At 63.8% G+C, this 16,000-nt stretch carries 11 protein-coding genes; 5 read left to right on the forward strand and 6 right to left on the reverse strand.

The annotated features are described in order from the left end of the window. The first annotated feature begins 7 nt into the window (after positions 1–7). Positions 8–235: a sulfurtransferase TusA family protein gene (locus ABDB81_RS01300; protein WP_130389494.1), complete on the forward strand. Its 228-nt coding sequence runs from the start codon at positions 8–10 to the stop codon at positions 233–235. 82 nt (positions 236–317) lie between these two features. Here ABDB81_RS01300 and galU read toward each other — a convergent pair whose 3' ends face one another. Next, a complete protein-coding gene (gene galU, locus ABDB81_RS01305) occupies positions 318–1,193 on the reverse strand; it encodes a UTP--glucose-1-phosphate uridylyltransferase GalU (RefSeq protein WP_137925734.1) in 876 nt (291 codons plus the stop codon). Between the two features lie 102 nt (positions 1,194–1,295). Further along, positions 1,296–4,163 (reverse strand): valine--tRNA ligase, encoded by a 2,868-nt coding sequence (locus tag ABDB81_RS01310; protein WP_346809450.1) that lies wholly within the window; start codon positions 4,161–4,163, stop codon positions 1,296–1,298. Between the two features lie 222 nt (positions 4,164–4,385). Between ABDB81_RS01310 and ABDB81_RS01315 the strand changes: the two genes are divergently transcribed. Beyond that, positions 4,386–6,734: a UvrD-helicase domain-containing protein gene (locus ABDB81_RS01315; RefSeq protein WP_346809452.1), complete on the forward strand. Its 2,349-nt coding sequence runs from the start codon at positions 4,386–4,388 to the stop codon at positions 6,732–6,734. A gap of 161 nt (positions 6,735–6,895) precedes the next feature. On the opposite strand, the gene ABDB81_RS01320 is transcribed toward ABDB81_RS01315, so the two are convergent. From ABDB81_RS01320 to ABDB81_RS01335, 4 genes are all read right to left on the reverse strand, one after another. After that, on the reverse strand, positions 6,896–7,696 hold the full coding sequence (locus tag ABDB81_RS01320) for a BPSS1780 family membrane protein (RefSeq protein ID WP_137925737.1): 801 nt from the start codon (positions 7,694–7,696) through the stop codon (positions 6,896–6,898). A gap of 6 nt (positions 7,697–7,702) precedes the next feature. Beyond that, positions 7,703–8,686, reverse strand: a complete 984-nt coding sequence (locus ABDB81_RS01325; protein WP_346809454.1) for a homoserine kinase — start codon at positions 8,684–8,686, stop codon at positions 7,703–7,705. Between the two features lie 187 nt (positions 8,687–8,873). After that, entirely contained in the window at positions 8,874–9,293 is a 420-nt protein-coding gene (locus ABDB81_RS01330) for a DUF2782 domain-containing protein (protein ID WP_137925739.1), read from the reverse strand. Positions 9,294–9,495: 202 nt separating this feature from the next. Then, positions 9,496–10,443, reverse strand: a complete 948-nt coding sequence (locus ABDB81_RS01335) for a TIGR00730 family Rossman fold protein (protein ID WP_171020422.1) — start codon at positions 10,441–10,443, stop codon at positions 9,496–9,498. Between the two features lie 4 nt (positions 10,444–10,447). On the opposite strand from ABDB81_RS01335, the gene polA reads away from it, so the two are divergent. From polA to ABDB81_RS01350, 3 genes are all read left to right on the forward strand, one after another. Continuing rightward, positions 10,448–13,261: a DNA polymerase I gene (polA, locus tag ABDB81_RS01340; protein WP_346809456.1), complete on the forward strand. Its 2,814-nt coding sequence runs from the start codon at positions 10,448–10,450 to the stop codon at positions 13,259–13,261. A gap of 236 nt (positions 13,262–13,497) precedes the next feature. Then, positions 13,498–14,913, forward strand: a complete 1,416-nt coding sequence (locus ABDB81_RS01345) for an NAD(P)/FAD-dependent oxidoreductase (protein ID WP_137925741.1) — start codon at positions 13,498–13,500, stop codon at positions 14,911–14,913. 130 nt (positions 14,914–15,043) lie between these two features. After that, positions 15,044–15,919: a dienelactone hydrolase family protein gene (locus ABDB81_RS01350; protein WP_346809458.1), complete on the forward strand. Its 876-nt coding sequence runs from the start codon at positions 15,044–15,046 to the stop codon at positions 15,917–15,919. Positions 15,920–16,000 lie beyond the last annotated feature (81 nt).

Genomic DNA, 16,000 nt, shown 5'->3' on the forward strand with positions numbered 1-16,000 from the left:
GAGAGGAATGGACTTCCAGAAAGAAGTGGACGCACGCGGCCTGAACTGCCCGCTGCCGATCCTGCGGACCAAGAAGGCGCTGGCAGACATGGCTAGCGGTGAAGTGCTCAAGGTGCTGGCCACCGACCCGGGCGCCACACGCGATTTCCAGGCGTTCGCCAAGCAGACCGGCAACGAACTCGTGTCGCACGCCGAAGTCGACAAGGTGTTCGTGTTCTACATGAAGCGCCGCTGAGTCTTTGCGGGATTTGGATGTAAAAAAACCGCCTCGTGAAGAGGCGGTTTTTTATTGGCTTGGGTTTCGCACCAACCAGCGATCAACCCCGTTGCGCGAGGTAAGCGCTGAACTCGTCGCGGACTTCCGGATGCTTGAGTGCGAACTCGACGGTCGCCTTCAGGTAGCCAAGCTTGCTGCCGCAGTCGTAGCGCACACCCTTGTAGCGGTACGCCAGCACCTGCTCCTGTCCGAGCATCGCCTGGATGGCATCCGTCAGTTGGAACTCGCCACCCGCACCCGGCTTCAGGTCGCGGATATGGTCGAAGATGCGCGGTGTCAGGATGTAGCGGCCTACCACGCCCAGGTTGGATGGGGCGTCTTCGGGTGCCGGCTTTTCGATGATGCCGGACATCTTGATGACGCGTTCGTCCCACTCGCGGCCATCGACCACACCGTACGACTTGCTCTGCTCGGGCGCGATTTCCTCGACGCCTAGCACGGAGCAGTTGTAGTGGTTGTACACATCCACCATCTGCTTCATCACCGGCTCGTCGCCCAGGCCGTCCAGCAGGTCATCGGCCAGCATCACGGCGAACGGGGCGTCGCCTACCAGTCGTGCGGCGCAGAGCACGGCATGGCCCAGGCCCAGTGCTTCGGGCTGGCGCACGTAGAAACACTCCACGTTCTTGGGTTTGATCGAGCGCACCACGTCGAGCAGTGCTTGCTTGTTCTTGGCTTCGAGCTCCATTTCCAGCTCGTAGGCCTTGTCGAAGTGATCCTCGATGGCGCGCTTGGAGCGGCCGGTGACGAAGATCATCTCGTTGATGCCGGCAGCCATGGCTTCTTCCACGGCGTACTGGATCAGCGGCTTGTCTACCACCGGCAGCATTTCCTTGGGGCTCGCCTTGGTGGCGGGCAGAAAACGGGTGCCTAGCCCGGCTACGGGAAAGACGGCCTTGGTGACGCGGTTTTCCATTTCAGCTTCCTTTTCAATCCGGTGTAATACCGTGCCGCAGGATGGGGTCGCCGTCTGTCCGGTTCCGTCCGACTCGGGAGCCGGACGGGTGCGATGAGCACGTCAGGACGGCAGACGCTGTAGTTGATCCTGCAGCTTTGCCAGCGTCTGTTCGAAATCCGACATACGCTGGGTCTCCTGCGCGACGACTGCAGGCGGCGCCTTGGCGACAAAGCTCTCGTTGGACAGTTTGCCACGGCACTTTCCGATCTCGCCCGTGATCCGGTCAATCTCCTTGGACAGGCGCACGCGCTCGGCCGCCACGTCGATCTCGATCTTGAGCATCAGGTGGTTGCCAGCGACGATTGCCACCGGCGCCCCGGCACCTTCCTGCAGCAATGCGGTCTCGTCTTCGAACACCTTGACCTCGGAAAGTTTCGCCAGCGCTTGCACTTGCGCCGCGGCTTCGTTCAGGAAGGCGCTGTCGCCATGTGCGTAGAGCGGGATACGCTGGGCCGGCGAAATGTTCATCTCGCCACGCAGGTTGCGGCAGGCGTCCACCAGGGCCTTGAGCTGCGCCACCCAGGCTTCGGCGGCTTCATCGATCTTGGCCATGGCCGGCAGCGGGTACGACTGCGTGGCGATGGTCTCACTGCCGTCACCCTTGGCGCGGCCGGCCAGCGGCGCCACCTTCTGCCAGAGTTCCTCGGTGATGAATGGAATGATCGGGTGCGCCAGGCGCAGCACCGTCTCCAGCACGCGTACCAGCGTGCGGCGCGTGGCGCGCTGTTGCGCCGGCGTGCCGGTCTGGATCTGCACCTTGGCCAGTTCCAGGTACCAGTCGCAATACTCGTCCCAGACGAACTTGTAGATCGCGCTGGCGATATTGTCGAAGCGGTATTCGTCGAAGCCCTTCGCAACCTCGGTTTCCACGCGCTGCAGCAGCGACACGATCCAGCGGTCTGCCTGCGAGAAGTGCAGGTAGCCGTCCGGGCCGCAGTTGTCGTTGCACGGGCCCATGCCGCAGTCCTGGCCCTCGGTGTTCATCAACACGAAACGCGTGGCGTTCCAGAGCTTGTTGCAGAAGTTGCGGTAGCCCTCGCAGCGGCCGGTATCGAAATTGATGTTGCGGCCCAGCGTGGCGAGCGATGCAAAGGTGAAGCGCAGCGCGTCGGCGCCGAACGACGGAATGCCGTCCGGAAATTCCTTCTTCGTCTTCGATTCGATCTTCGGCGCGTCCTTGGGACGGCGCAGACCCGTGGTGCGCTTCTTCAGCAGCGGTTCCAGTTCGATACCGTCGATCAGGTCCACGGGATCGAGCGTATTGCCCTCGGACTTGCTCATCTTCTTGCCTTCGGAGTCGCGCACCAGACCGTGCACATACACGGTATGGAACGGCACCTGGCCGGTGAAGTGCTTGGTCATCATGACCATGCGCGCCACCCAGAAGAAGATGATGTCGTAGCCGGTGACCAGCACCGACGACGGCAGGAAGTGCTTCAGTTCAGGCGTCTGCTCGGGCCAGCCCAGCGACGAGAACGGCACCAGTGCGGACGAGAACCACGTGTCCAGCACGTCTTCCTCGCGGCGCAGCGGGCCGGTGCTGCCGGCGGCGTCAGCCTTGGCGCGGGCCTCTTCCTCGGTGCGGGCGACGAACACCTTGCCGGCTTCGTCGTACCAGGCCGGGATCTGGTGGCCCCACCACAGCTGGCGGCTGATACACCAGTCCTGGATATTGGCCAGCCACTGGTTGTAGGTGCTGTTCCAGTTCTCGGGCACCAGCTTGATCTCGCCGCTCTGCACGGCGTCGAGCGCCACGTCGGCGATCGAGCGGCCCGGATAGAACGTGCCTTCCGGCGCCGGCTTGCTCATGGCCACGAACCATTGATCGGTCAGCATCGGCTCGATCACGCTGCTGGTGCGCTCGCTGCGCGGCACCATGAGCTTGTGCGGCTTCACCTCGCCCAGCAGGCCCTGCGTCTTCAGGTCCTCGACCATCTGCTTGCGCGCTGCAAAGCGATCCATGCCGGCATAGGCGGCAGGCGCATCGGCCACGATCTTCGCGTCGAGCGTCAGAATCGACAGTTGCGGCAGGTTGTGGCGCTGGCCCACTGCATAGTCGTTGAAGTCGTGGCCGGGGGTCACCTTGACCACGCCCGTGCCGAACTCGCGATCGACGTACTCGTCGGCAATCACCGGAATCTGGCGATCGGTCAGCGGCAGGTTCACCATCTTGCCGATCAGGTGCGCATAGCGCTCGTCTTCCGGATGCACCATCACGGCGGTGTCACCGAGCATCGTTTCCGGACGCGTGGTGGCCACGGTCAGGTGGGTCAGGCCGCGTACGGTATCGGCCTCGGCCAGCGGATAGTGGATGTGCCACAGCGAGCCGTCTTCCTCGACGCTGTCGACTTCCAGGTCCGACACCGCGGTCCCCAGCACCGGGTCCCAGTTCACCAGGCGCTTGCCGCGGTAGATCAGACCCTGCTCATGCAGGCGGACGAAGACCTCCGTCACGGCCTTCGACATCTCGGGCGACATCGTGAAGTACTCGCGCGTCCAGTCGATCGAGGCGCCCATGCGGCGCACCTGGCGCGTGATCGTCGAACCCGACTCTTCCTTCCACTCCCAGACCTTCTCGGTGAACTTCTCGCGGCCGAGGTCGTGGCGCGATACGCCCTGCGCCTCGAGCTGGCGCTCCACCACGATCTGGGTGGCGATGCCGGCGTGGTCCGTGCCCGGTACCCACAGCGTATTGGCGCCGAGCATGCGTGCGTGGCGGGTCAGGCCGTCCATGATCGTCTGGTTGAACGCATGGCCCATGTGCAGCGTGCCGGTCACATTGGGCGGCGGCAGCTGGATGGAAAAGTCCGGGCGGGCTGGGTCGAACGTAGGCTGGGCGATACCCCGGCGCTCCCATTCTGGGCCCCATTTCGCCTCGATGGCGGCGGGTTCGAAGCTCTTGGCGAGGGACTGGTCTTCTGCGGTCATGCTTGGATGCTGGTGGGATGCGGGTCAGGGCCCTGGCCGGCAGGCGGATTGGCGCGCCATGGCACTCGGCCGGGAAAACGTCAAATTATAGGGGAGGCGGGGTGCCGGTGCGCATTTCGGGCGCCTCGGCGTGCGTCCGGCGCCCCGTCCGATGGAAACCATCCCGGTAAGGGAGGGTTGGCCGCCGGTATAATTGCCGCCTACTTTTCCGGCCCTGTCCCGATGTCCAGCCTGCTAGCCAATCTCAACGCCGAACAACTCGCCGCCGTCACCCTGCCGGACGAACCGGCCCTGATCCTGGCGGGCGCGGGCAGTGGAAAGACCCGCGTGCTGACCACGCGGATTGCCTGGCTGATCCAGAACGGCCGGGTCTCGCCGGCCGGCATCCTGGCGGTGACCTTTACCAACAAGGCCGCCAAGGAAATGCAGACGCGGTTGTCGTCGATGCTGCCGATCAATACGCGCGGCATGTGGATCGGCACCTTTCACGGGCTGTGCAACCGCATGCTGCGCGCGCATTTCCGCGATGCCGGACTGCCGCAGACCTTCTCGATCCTCGATACCCAGGACCAGCTCTCGGCGCTCAAGCGCCTGCTCAAGCAGCTCAACGTCGATGACGAGAAGTACCCGGCCAAGAGCCTGCAGTACTTCATCAACAACGCCAAGGAGCAGGGCCTGCGTCCGGCTGACGTCGAAGCCAACGACGATTTCAATCGCCGGTTCGTGGATCTCTACGCGGCCTATGACCAGCAGTGCCAGCGGGAAGGGGTGGTGGATTTCGCCGAGTTGCTGCTGCGCTGCTATGAACTGCTGCGCTACAACGACGCCATCCGCCAGCACTACCAGTACCGGTTCCGGCATGTCCTCGTCGACGAGTTCCAGGATACGAACGTACTGCAGTACCGCTGGCTCAAGCTGCTGGCCGGCTATGGCACAGGCAACGGGGCGGCGGTGTTCGCGGTGGGTGACGATGACCAGAGCATCTACGCCTTCCGCGGTGCCAACGTGGGCAACATGCGCGATTTCGAGCAGGAATTCCGCGTGCGCCACATGATCAAGCTGGAGCAGAACTATCGCTCGCATGGTCACATTCTCGATACCGCCAACCACCTGATCTCGCACAACGCGCGCCGGTTGGGCAAGAACCTGCGTACCGATGCCGGGCACGGCGAGCCGGTGCGCGTGTATCAGGCTGGCACCGATGGCCAGGAGGCGTCGTGGATCGTCGAGGAGATTCGTGACCAGATCGCGCAGGGCATGACACGCTCCGAGATCGCCATCCTTTACCGCAGCAACGCGCAGTCGCGCGTGATCGAGCATGCGCTGTTCTCGTCGGGTATCGCGTACCGCGTGTACGGCGGCCTGCGCTTCTTCGAGCGGGCCGAGGTCAAGCATGCGCTGGCCTACCTGCAACTGATCGAGAACCCGCGCAACGACGCCGCTTTCGCCCGGGTGGTCAACTTCCCGACACGTGGCATCGGCGCCAAGTCCCTGGAAACGCTGCAGGACGCCGCGCGCCAGTACAACCTCTCGCTGGCGGAGGCCGTGGCCTACGTGCCCGGCAAGGCGGGGAGTTCGCTGGGCGCGTTCCTGCGCCTGATCGATCAGATGCGCACGGAAACGAGCCGCATGACGTTGCCGGAGACGGTGGAGTACGTCACCAATACCAGCGGCCTGATTGCGCACTACCAGGCCGAGAAAGAGGGCCAGGACCGCATCGAGAACTTGCAGGAACTGGTGACTGCCGCGCAGGCATTCGTCGTGGAAGATGGCTTCGGGCTGGATGCCCCGGCGCGCATGCTGCCCGTGGGGCGCGATGCGCCGCCGGCACTGGCGCAGGGCGACCAGGATCAGCAGGTACTCGACCCCGAACAGTTGCCGGTGGTGATGACGCCGCTGGTGGCGTTCCTGACTCACGCGTCGCTGGAAGCCGGCGACAACCAGGCGCAGGCCGGCCAGGATGCGGTGCAGATGATGACGGTCCACGCGGCCAAGGGCCTGGAATTCAACGTGGTATTCATCACCGGGCTGGAAGAGGGGCTGTTCCCGCACGACAACAGCGCACAGGAAGCCGATGGCATCGAGGAAGAGCGCCGCCTGATGTATGTGGCCATCACCCGCGCCCGCGAGCGGCTGTTCCTGTCGTTCGCGCAGAGCCGCGTCCTGCACGGCCAGATGCGCTACCACATGAAATCACGCTTCTTCGAGGAACTGCCTGAGGAATCGCTGAAGTGGATCATTCCGCAAGGCCAGACCGGCTACGGCGTCAGCCGCCAGGAGCGCGACAACGCCTGGGGCCGGGATTGGTTCAAGCGTGCGGAAGATGTGCCGTACACGGGCACGAAGCCCACGGGCGGCATGGATACCGGCAAGAAGAACTACGCCGAGGAAAAACGCGCCGCAGCCACGGGTTTTCGCGTGGGCCAGAACGTCTTTCACACCAAGTTCGGAGAAGGCCGGATCAAGGCACTGGAAGGCGAGGGTGCCGATGCCCGCGCGAATATCGACTTCAAGCGCCACGGCGTGAAGTGGCTGGCACTGGCAGTGGCGAAGCTGGATCCGATTGATTGAGCGCTTCACTCCCTCGCTGTTTTACTCCCCTCTCCCTCTGGGAGAGGGGTAGGGGAGAGGGCGGGAGGTTCTGCTTGCCGGCGCATCGCAATTTGCACTGCTGACCCTCTCCCCCGACCCCTCTCCCGCCGTGCGGGAGAGGGGAGCAAGACAAGCGGATATCAAGGCTGCTGCGCCCCGTTCACCACCTCTTCCGGCGGCAGGATATTGAAACAACCCCGGTACGTTGCATAGAACGAGCAGTACAGGATAGCCAGCATCAGCAGCGAATACGGCGTCACGAGGAACGACAGCACTTCCTGCCCGCCGAATGCCGCGAACACGGTCTCCAGCACCAGCGGCACCGCTACCAGCAACACCGCGAACAGCATGGCGTAGGTGAAGAACGCGCCGCGATTGCGCCAGCAGGCGGTCCAGCTGAAGAACAGCGCCTTGACCGGCGGCACCTGGTGCCAGGCCGACAGCAGCGGCGCGAACCAGAACAGCATCGCGATCGGCGTATAGAGCAGGGCGCCGATCATCAGCGCATAGTAGAGCTGCTGTACGGCTTCGGCCGAAGGTTCCTCGCCCTTGAGCACCATGGGCGCCACCGTGCCGATGTCCACCACCGAGGTTGCGATCAGACTCAGCGTGAAAATCAGCACCGCATAGATGCCACCCAGCACAAGCAGATTGCGCATCGCCTGCTTGCCGTTGCTGCGGAAGCCCGACAACAGGATGGTTGGCAGTACGCGCTTGTTCTGGATGACCTCACGGCAAGCCGTCATCACGCCTACGTAAAGCCCTGGCGTGAAAACCAGCAGTGCGATGATGCCGAGCAGCGGTACAAAGATCGCCAGTTGCGCGGCGATCAGGTAGATGAACAGCAGCATCAGGAAGGCGAGCGGGTTCTTGCGGAACAGCCAGACACCCTGGCGGAACCAGACATAGCCTTCCTTGGCGGAAACTTCCAGTAGTTGCATGGCGAATCAGATCCAGGGGAGCGCCGCTGCGTCGTCGAGGCGACGGCGCAGGATGCGTTCGAAATGGGTCGGGTCATGCGGCTGCAGCATATCGGCTTCGCGCGGCAGATAGAAATCCCACAGCCTCGATACCCAAAAGCGCAGCGCGCCGGCGCGCAGCATGTCTTGCCAGTGACGCGCCTCTACCGCTGTCAGCGGCCTCACCGCATGATAGGCGCGCAGCATGGCCTCCGCACGCGAGAGGTCGAGCACGCCGGTCGGCAAGTCGATGCACCAGTCGTTGACCGTCACGGCCAGGTCGAACAGCCATTTGTCGTTGCCGGCAAAGTAGAAATCGAAGAAACCGCCGAGCTTCTGCTGGCCCCCGGCAGTATCGAACAGCACGTTGTCGCGGAACAGGTCGCAATGGCACGGGCCGCCCTGCAGCGCGGCATAGTCGGCGCTGCCAAAGAAGGCGGTCTGGTGCGCGATCTCGTCGGTCAGCAGCTTGCGCTGTGCCGTGTCGAGGAATGGGGTGATCTCTGGCGTGGTCTGCTGCCACCAGCCCAGGCTGCGCAGGTTCGGTTGCTGGCGCGGATAGTCCTGCCCGGCCAGGTGCATGCGCGCCAGCATCGCGCCCACTTCGGCGCAATGTTCGGGCTGCGGGGCCAATTGCGAGGTGCCGGGCAACCGTGTCACGATGGTGGCCGGCTTGCCCTTGAGCTCGCGCAGGATCTCGCCATCGCGAGCGGGCATCGGGGCCGGCACGCTGATGTCGTGGCGCGCCAGATGGTCCATCAGATGCAGGTAGTACGGCAACTGGTCGCTGCGCAGCCGTTCGAAGATCGTCAGCACGTACTCGCGCGTGACGCCATCCTGCTCCATGGTCAGAAAGAAATTGCTGTTTTCGATGCCCGAGGCGATGCCGCGCAGCGCGCGCACTTCGCCAAGGTCATAGTCAAGCAGCCAGCGGGCGATCTCGTCCTGCGAGACCGTGGTGAAAACGGCCATACTGTTTAATTGGTGCGAATCGGGGAGCGGCCGGTCGGCACGACAAGGTGCCGGCCAGCCGCCGCGGCATTGCTGCCGGAGGGCCGGCGCGATGGCCGCCCGGGCTGGGCCTTGGCGGCAATCGTGGGTAAGAAAGGCTAAAGGGTATCAGGACATGAGGCCCTGAACCAGAAAACGTCCTTCAGGCTCAGAACTTGAGGTTCACGGAGGGCACGCGATTCACGTCGTGATCCCGGATTCGCGGCGAGCTATCTTCCGGCTTGCTCATCTCGTACTTGGTGCCGAAACCCGATTGCACCTGGATCTCGGTGGCGCGTCCCTTGTCCTTGTATTCGGTCACCTGGGTGCCATCGCGCTCACGCAACTGGAAGCTCGGCTCGCGCGGCTGGTTCAGCTGGCTCTTGGACGCAGGGGCGATCGGCTGGTTGTTGATCTTGTTGAGTTCCTGCTGCGTCAAGGCGTTGCTGGTTTCCGAGTCCTGCGCCAGCACACGCTGGCTGGCGGTCAGGGCAAGCACGGCGGCGGCAAGCGCGAGCACATAGCCGGGGCGGCGGATCGCTGCATGCAGATCGGCCAGCCTGGCACCCGGTTGCGAAGGGGAAGTCATCTGAAGCTCCTGTGCGCGCGGGCAGGGAGGGCCCGCTGCGCGGATGGATCCTGCCGAATCCGGCGGCGCCGGCCCAGTCAGGATGAACAGGTTTCCATTCTAGCAATTCCTGCCATTTTCGGTCTGTTCTCGTGGCCTTCCGTCCACCCACTGTCCGGTCCGTCGCGACACCGGCCAGCGGGTGGTTGCAACGCGTAATGCCTTACAGGTAGAACATTTCTTCCTTGGGCGGAATCGGGTGGTCGCCGCCGCGCTTTTCGTAGTACTCGTACACGGCTTCCAGCACTTCCTGCGGCTCGTCCACGATCTTCATCAGGTCCAGATCGTGTTCGGCAATCAACCCCATCGGCAGCAGCGTGAAGCGGAACCAGTCCAGCAGGCCCTTCCAGAAGCGGCTGCCGTACATGACCACTGGCACGGCGCGGGACTTGCCGGTCTGCACCAGCGTCAGCACTTCGGCCAGTTCATCAAGCGTGCCGAACCCGCCGGGCATCACGATGAACGCATCCGAATTCTTCACAAAAGTGACCTTGCGCGTGAAGAAGTGGCGGAACCGCATGGCGATGTCCTGGTACGGATTGCCCTGCTGCTCGTGCGGAAGTTCGATGTTCAGACCCACGCTGGCGGACTTGCCGGCGTGTGCGCCCTTGTTGGCGGCTTCCATGATGCCGGGGCCACCACCCGAGATCACGGCGAAGCCAGCGTCCGAGAACAGCCGGGCGATCTCGATGGTCTTCTGGTAGTACGGCGAGTCCTCGCGCAGCCGCGCGCTGCCGTAGATAGAAACGGCCGGCCGGATCTCGGACAGGTACTCGGTCGCCTCGATGAACTCTGCCATAATCGTGAACATTTGCCACGATGCGCGCGCCTTCTTTGCCGTGGCGCGGTCTTCATCCGCCAGCGCACGCAGGCTTGGAATCATCTTGCGCGGATTTGCGCGAGCGGCCGCCGCGCGGGCGGCAGCGTCCTGTTCCTCGGGGGTCTTGCCAGCTGCTGCGGCATCGGCTTTTGCGGCGATGGACGCGGCGTGTGCCGAGGCTTTCTCGGGCGGCGGATTCACCGTGTTACCGGAAATGTCGGAAACGTCCGTGTCGGCGAGGGGGGCGGCGTCTGCGCCGCCTGCGGGGGCACCAGTCAATTTAGAGTCCATGGGAATGTCGGATAGTCGAAAAACACTCTTGCTCGTCGATGGATCGAGCTATCTGTATCGCGCGTATCACGCGCTGCCGGACCTGAGGAATGGCGAAGGTCTGCCCACAGGGGCAATCTACGGCATGATCAACATGTTGCGCAAGCTGCGCAACGATTTCCCCGCACAATATATCGCCTGCGTATTCGACGCCAAGGGCAAGACGTTCCGGGATGATCTATATCCCGCCTACAAGGAACATCGCCCGTCGATGCCCGAGGACCTCGCCCGCCAGATCGAGCCGATCCATGAGGCCGTGCGCGCACTGGGCTGGCCGATTGTGGTGGTCGAGGGCGTGGAAGCCGACGACGTGATCGGCACGCTGGCCTGCCAGGCCACGGCGCAAGGCGTGAATACCGTGGTCTCCACCGGCGACAAGGACCTCGCGCAGCTCGTGAATGGCAACGTCACGCTGGTCAACACGATGAGCGGCGAGATCCTCGATCCGCCCGGCGTGGTCGCCAAGTTCGGCGTGGCCCCCGAGCGTATCGTCGACTATCTGTCGCTGATCGGCGACGCCGTGGACAACGTGCCGGGCGTGCCCAAGGTGGGGCCGAAGACTGCCGTCAAATGGCTGACCGAGTACGGCACGCTCGACAGCATCATGGCTGGCGCCGACGGTATCAAGGGCGTGGTGGGCGAGAACCTGCGCAACACGCTTGACTGGCTGCCGCGCGCGCGCGAACTGGTGACCGTCAAGACCGATTGCGACCTGAGCGATGCGGTGGCGGATTTCCAGGCGCTGCATGACCTTGGCGAAGACAAGGAGAAGCTTGTCGATTTCTTCCGCAAGTACGGCTTCAAGACATGGTTGCGCGAAGCCACTGGCGAGGCGTTGCCGAATGCGCGCGCCGCCGGAGCACGTGCCACGCCGCAACCCGCGCAGTCTGCGCAGGGGGGGCTGTTCGATGCCGCGCCGAGCGCGTCGGAAGCGCCCGCCGAGGATTTGACGCCGGCCGATGTCCGCTACGAGACTGTGACCACCGAGGCCGCGCTCGAAGCCTGGATGCTGAAGCTGGTGGATGCGCCACTGGTAGCCATCGACACGGAAACCACGTCGCTCGATCCGATGGTGGCCGAACTGGTTGGCATTTCGGTGTCGGTGGAGCCGGGCGAGGCCGCCTACATTCCGGTGGCTCATCGCGGCCCCGATGTGGCGGGCATGGATAACCACGGCCAGCTGTCGCGCGAGTTCGTGCTGGAGCGGATGCGTGCGTGGCTCGAAGATGATTCGCGTCTGAAGCTGGGACAGCACCTGAAATACGATTCGCACGTCTTCATGAATCACGGCATCACGCTGCGTGGCATTGCCCACGACACGATGCTGGAGAGTTACGTGCTGGCGTCGTACCGCAATCACGGCATGGACAGCCTGGCCGAGCGCCTGCTGAACGTGAAGACGATCACGTACGAGGAAGTCTGCGGCAAGGGCGCGAGCCAGATCGGCTTCGACCAGATCGACCTGCAGCGTGCCACCGAGTACGCGGCGGAAGATGCCGACGTGACGCTGCGCCTGCATCGCAAGATGCTGCCGCAACTGGAGCAGGCCGAAGGGCTGCGCTACGTCTACGAGAAGATCGAGATCCCGGTGTCGGTGGTACTGCAGAAGATCGAACGCAACGGCGTGCTGATCGATGCGGACCGTCTGGCTGCACAGAGCGCGGACCTGGGCCAGCGCATGATGGAAGCCGAGCGCGCTGCGCATGAAGCTGCGGGGCAGCCGTTCAACCTCGGTTCGCCAAAGCAGATCGGTGAAATCCTGTTCAACCAGATGAAGCTGCCGGTGGTCAAGAAGACCGCCAGCGGCGCACCGTCCACGGACGAAGAGGTGCTGCAGAAACTGGCCGAAGACTATCCCCTGCCCAAGCTGCTGCTGGACTACCGGGGTCTGTCGAAGCTGAAATCGACTTACACCGACAAGCTGCCGCGCATGGTCAACACGCGCACGGGCCGCGTGCATACGAGCTATGGGCAGGCCACTGCCGTGACTGGCCGCCTGGCTTCGACCGAGCCAAACCTGCAGAACATTCCGGTGCGCACGGAAGAAGGCCGCCGCATTCGCGAAGCGTTCATTGCCGCGCCGGGCAACGTGATTGTTTCCGCGGACTATTCGCAGATCGAACTGCGCATCATGGCGCATATCTCGGGCGACGAGAATCTGCTGCGCGCGTTTGCCAATGGCGAAGATATCCACCGCGCCACGGCCGGCGAGATCTTCAACGTGGAACGCGAGGCCGTGACAAGCGAGCAGCGCCGCTACGCCAAGGTCATCAACTTTGGCCTGATCTACGGCATGAGCGCGTTCGGGCTGGCCGGCAACCTTGGCATCGAGCGCGAGGCGGCCAAGCACTATATCGATCGCTACTTCATGCGCTATCCGGGCGTAGCGAACTATATGGAAGAGACGCGGCAGAAGGCGCGCGAACAGGGGTATGTGGAGACGGTGTTCGGTCGTCGCCTGTGGTTGCCGGATATCAACGGCGGCAACGGTCCGCGCCGTCAGGCAGCGGAGCGCGCGGCCATCAACGCGCCGATGCAGGGGACCGCAGCAGACCTGATCAAGTTGTCGATGATCGCCGTGCAGGACTGGCTGGAGGCCGACAAGCTGGGCTCGCGTCAGATCATGCAGGTACACGATGAACTGGTGCTCGAAGTGCCCGAGGCAGAGTTCGAACTTGTGAAGGTGAAGCTGCCCGAGCTGATGTGCGGCGTGGCGCAGTTGAATGTGCCGTTGGTGGCTGAAGTGGGCAGCGGCTCGAACTGGGAAGAGGCGCACTAGCAAGTCACCTGTCTTGTCTGTCGCCCCTGCGATGCCGCTGTATGCAAAGAAGTACTTGCTGAAACGACCGGGGACCCCCTTGCCAGTCGTGTTGCTGTGCAGCACACTGGCAGCAACCCAGTCGTAGTCAGCAGAATCTTCGCAGTACAGAATAACGGCCTCGCGGTGCGAGACCACAACAGAAAGACGCCGCAGGGGCCTGCACCGGTTTTCAAATTGAAAACATCGGGTAGACCATGAGCAACGCACAAGGCAAAGAGGAAAGCGCCCCTACTCCTACGGAAACCACACCAATCGCAAGCGGTCCGCAACGCAGCGCGGCGCCGCGTGCATCCAACGCACTCCATCGCATCATCGTTGTCGGTGGCGGTGCCGGCGGGCTCGAACTCGTCACGCGGCTCGGTGACAAGCTCGGCAAGTCGCGTCAGGCGCAGATCACGCTGGTGGATCGCTCGCCCACGCACATCTGGAAGCCGCTGCTGCACGAAGTGGCTGCCGGCAGCATGGATCCCAACACTCACCAACTGGAATACGTGGCGCAGGCACGCTGGCACCACTTCGAATTCCAGCAGGGCGAACTGACGGGCATCGATCGCGAGAGCAAGGTCATCCATGTGGCTGCCTGTATCGACCAGGACGGTGCCGAACTGTTGCCCGCGCGCGAGTTGGCATATGACACGCTTGTGCTGGCCATCGGTTGCGTGACGCACTTCTTCAGCGTGCCCGGTGCGGCCGAGCATGCGATTGCCCTCGATACCGTGGCGCAGGCCGAGCGCTTCCGCCGCAAGCTGATCGCGGCATGCGTGCGCGCCCAGAATGGCAAGGGGCGCATGGGCGAGGACGGCCGTCCGCGTGTCGATGTCGCCATCATCGGCGCGGGGGCAACGGGCGTGGAACTGTCGGCGGAGTTGCGCAACACGGCGCATGTGCTGAACGCGTATGGGCTGCACCAGCTCGACCCGCGCCGCGATGTGCGTATCCACGTCATCGAGGCCGGCCCGCGCATCCTGCCCGCGCTGTCCGAACGCGTGTCAGCAGAAACGACCAAGCTGCTGCGCAAGCTCGAAGTCGATGTGTTCACTGGCGAACGCGTGACCGAAGTCACTTCGGATGCAGTGCTCACGGCCAGTGGCAAGCATATCGATGCCGACCTCACCGTATGGGCGGCCGGCATCACCGCGCCGGGCGTGTTGCGCACCCTGGGTTTGCCAGTCAGCAAGATGGGTCAGATCGTGGTTGGTCCCACGCTGCAGAGCGAGACCGATCCGAACATCTTTGCGTTTGGCGATTGCGCTGCCGCGCCGTGGACCGAGAAGCAGACCACGGTGCCCCCGCGTGCGCAGGCCGCGCATCAACAGGCCACGTTCCTGTACGACGCCATCCGCGCCCGGCTCGCAGGCAAGCCGCTGCCGGAGTTCGGCTTCAAGGACTTTGGTTCGCTGGTGTCGCTGGGACACTTCAGCGCGGTAGGTAGCCTGATGGGCGGCCTGATCGGCGGGTCGATGTTCATCGAGGGGCTGATGGCACGCTTCATGTACACGTCGCTGTATCGCATGCACGTACTGGCGCTGCACGGCGCCATCGGCATGGGGCTCGACACGGTCACGCACTGGCTGCGCAGCAAGACCAGCCCCCGGGTGAAGCTGCACTGAGGTCGATGGGCGAAAGAAGGATGGCCGGTGGCGCGTGCGCTACCGGCCATCTTTGCTTAGAATCGACGGCGCCGCGCTGGCGTCACATGGAGCGGCATCCCGATATCGCCTGATTCCCGGAGCCCGCCCCATGCTGAAGCCAGAAATTGAAAGTCTCGTCCCCGGCCAGCCCTTCGACCGCCGCAGTTTCGTCAAGACCGCGCTAGGCTCGGCTTTTGCCGCAGCCGTGCTGCCGGTGACCGCGCAGACCATCAAGACCGATTTCCAGGGCCTGACGGCCGGCGAGATCACGGTGCCGTCGAACGGCTTCAACATGCCCGTGTACCGCGCCCAGCCGGAGGGCAAGACCAACCTGCCCGTGGTGCTGGTCGTCAGCGAGATCTTCGGCGTGCATGAGCACATCGCCGATGTGTGCCGACGCTTTGCCAAGCTTGGCTACCTGGCCATCGCACCCGAACTGTTTGCGCGGCAGGGCGACCCCAGCAGCTATGGCACCATCCAGGAACTGCAGGCCAACATCATCCAGAAGACGCCCGATGCGCAGGTCATGAGCGATCTCGACACCTGCGTGGCCTGGGCGGCTGCGCATGGCGGCGACGTGAACCGCCTGGCCATCACCGGTTTCTGCTGGGGCGGCCGCATCACGTGGCTCTATTCGGCGCACAGCAAGCGCGTAAAGGCCGGCGTGGCGTGGTACGGCCAACTGGTGGGCCAGCCCAACCCGCTGAAGCCGCGCAATCCGGTGGATATCGCTGGCGAACTGAATGCGCCGGTGCTGGGGCTCTACGGCGGCAAGGACACCGGTATCACGCAGGAACACGTGGCGCAGATGAAGGCGGCGCTGGCCGAATCGTCGAATCCGAATGCGAAGGCGTCGACGTTCGTGGTCTACCCCGAAGCCGGGCATGCGTTCCATGCCGACTACCGGGCCAGCTATGTGGAAGCGGCGGCCAAGGACGGCTGGCAGCGATGCCTGGCCTGGTTCAAGCAGCACAAGGTTGCCTGATGCCGCATCGACCCGGATGACGGTGAAGTAGCCCCAACGACCGCGCGGGTGATTGCAAAGCAAGGCCGGTCGTACGTACAA

It is taken from the genome of Cupriavidus sp. DL-D2 (genome assembly GCF_039710735.1).
Lineage (GTDB): Bacteria > Pseudomonadota > Gammaproteobacteria > Burkholderiales > Burkholderiaceae > Cupriavidus.

Coding starts and splice junctions, on each gene's coding strand:
- ABDB81_RS01300 (WP_130389494.1), top strand. CDS start 8: ATGGACTTCCAGAAAGAAGTGGACGCACGCGGCCTGAACTGCCCGCTG.
- galU (WP_137925734.1), bottom strand. CDS start 1,193: ATGGAAAACCGCGTCACCAAGGCCGTCTTTCCCGTAGCCGGGCTAGGC.
- ABDB81_RS01310 (WP_346809450.1), bottom strand. CDS start 4,163: ATGACCGCAGAAGACCAGTCCCTCGCCAAGAGCTTCGAACCCGCCGCC.
- ABDB81_RS01315 (WP_346809452.1), top strand. CDS start 4,386: ATGTCCAGCCTGCTAGCCAATCTCAACGCCGAACAACTCGCCGCCGTC.
- ABDB81_RS01320 (WP_137925737.1), bottom strand. CDS start 7,696: ATGCAACTACTGGAAGTTTCCGCCAAGGAAGGCTATGTCTGGTTCCGC.
- ABDB81_RS01325 (WP_346809454.1), bottom strand. CDS start 8,686: ATGGCCGTTTTCACCACGGTCTCGCAGGACGAGATCGCCCGCTGGCTG.
- ABDB81_RS01330 (WP_137925739.1), bottom strand. CDS start 9,293: ATGACTTCCCCTTCGCAACCGGGTGCCAGGCTGGCCGATCTGCATGCA.
- ABDB81_RS01335 (WP_171020422.1), bottom strand. CDS start 10,443: ATGGACTCTAAATTGACTGGTGCCCCCGCAGGCGGCGCAGACGCCGCC.
- polA (WP_346809456.1), top strand. CDS start 10,448: ATGTCGGATAGTCGAAAAACACTCTTGCTCGTCGATGGATCGAGCTAT.
- ABDB81_RS01345 (WP_137925741.1), top strand. CDS start 13,498: ATGAGCAACGCACAAGGCAAAGAGGAAAGCGCCCCTACTCCTACGGAA.
- ABDB81_RS01350 (WP_346809458.1), top strand. CDS start 15,044: ATGCTGAAGCCAGAAATTGAAAGTCTCGTCCCCGGCCAGCCCTTCGAC.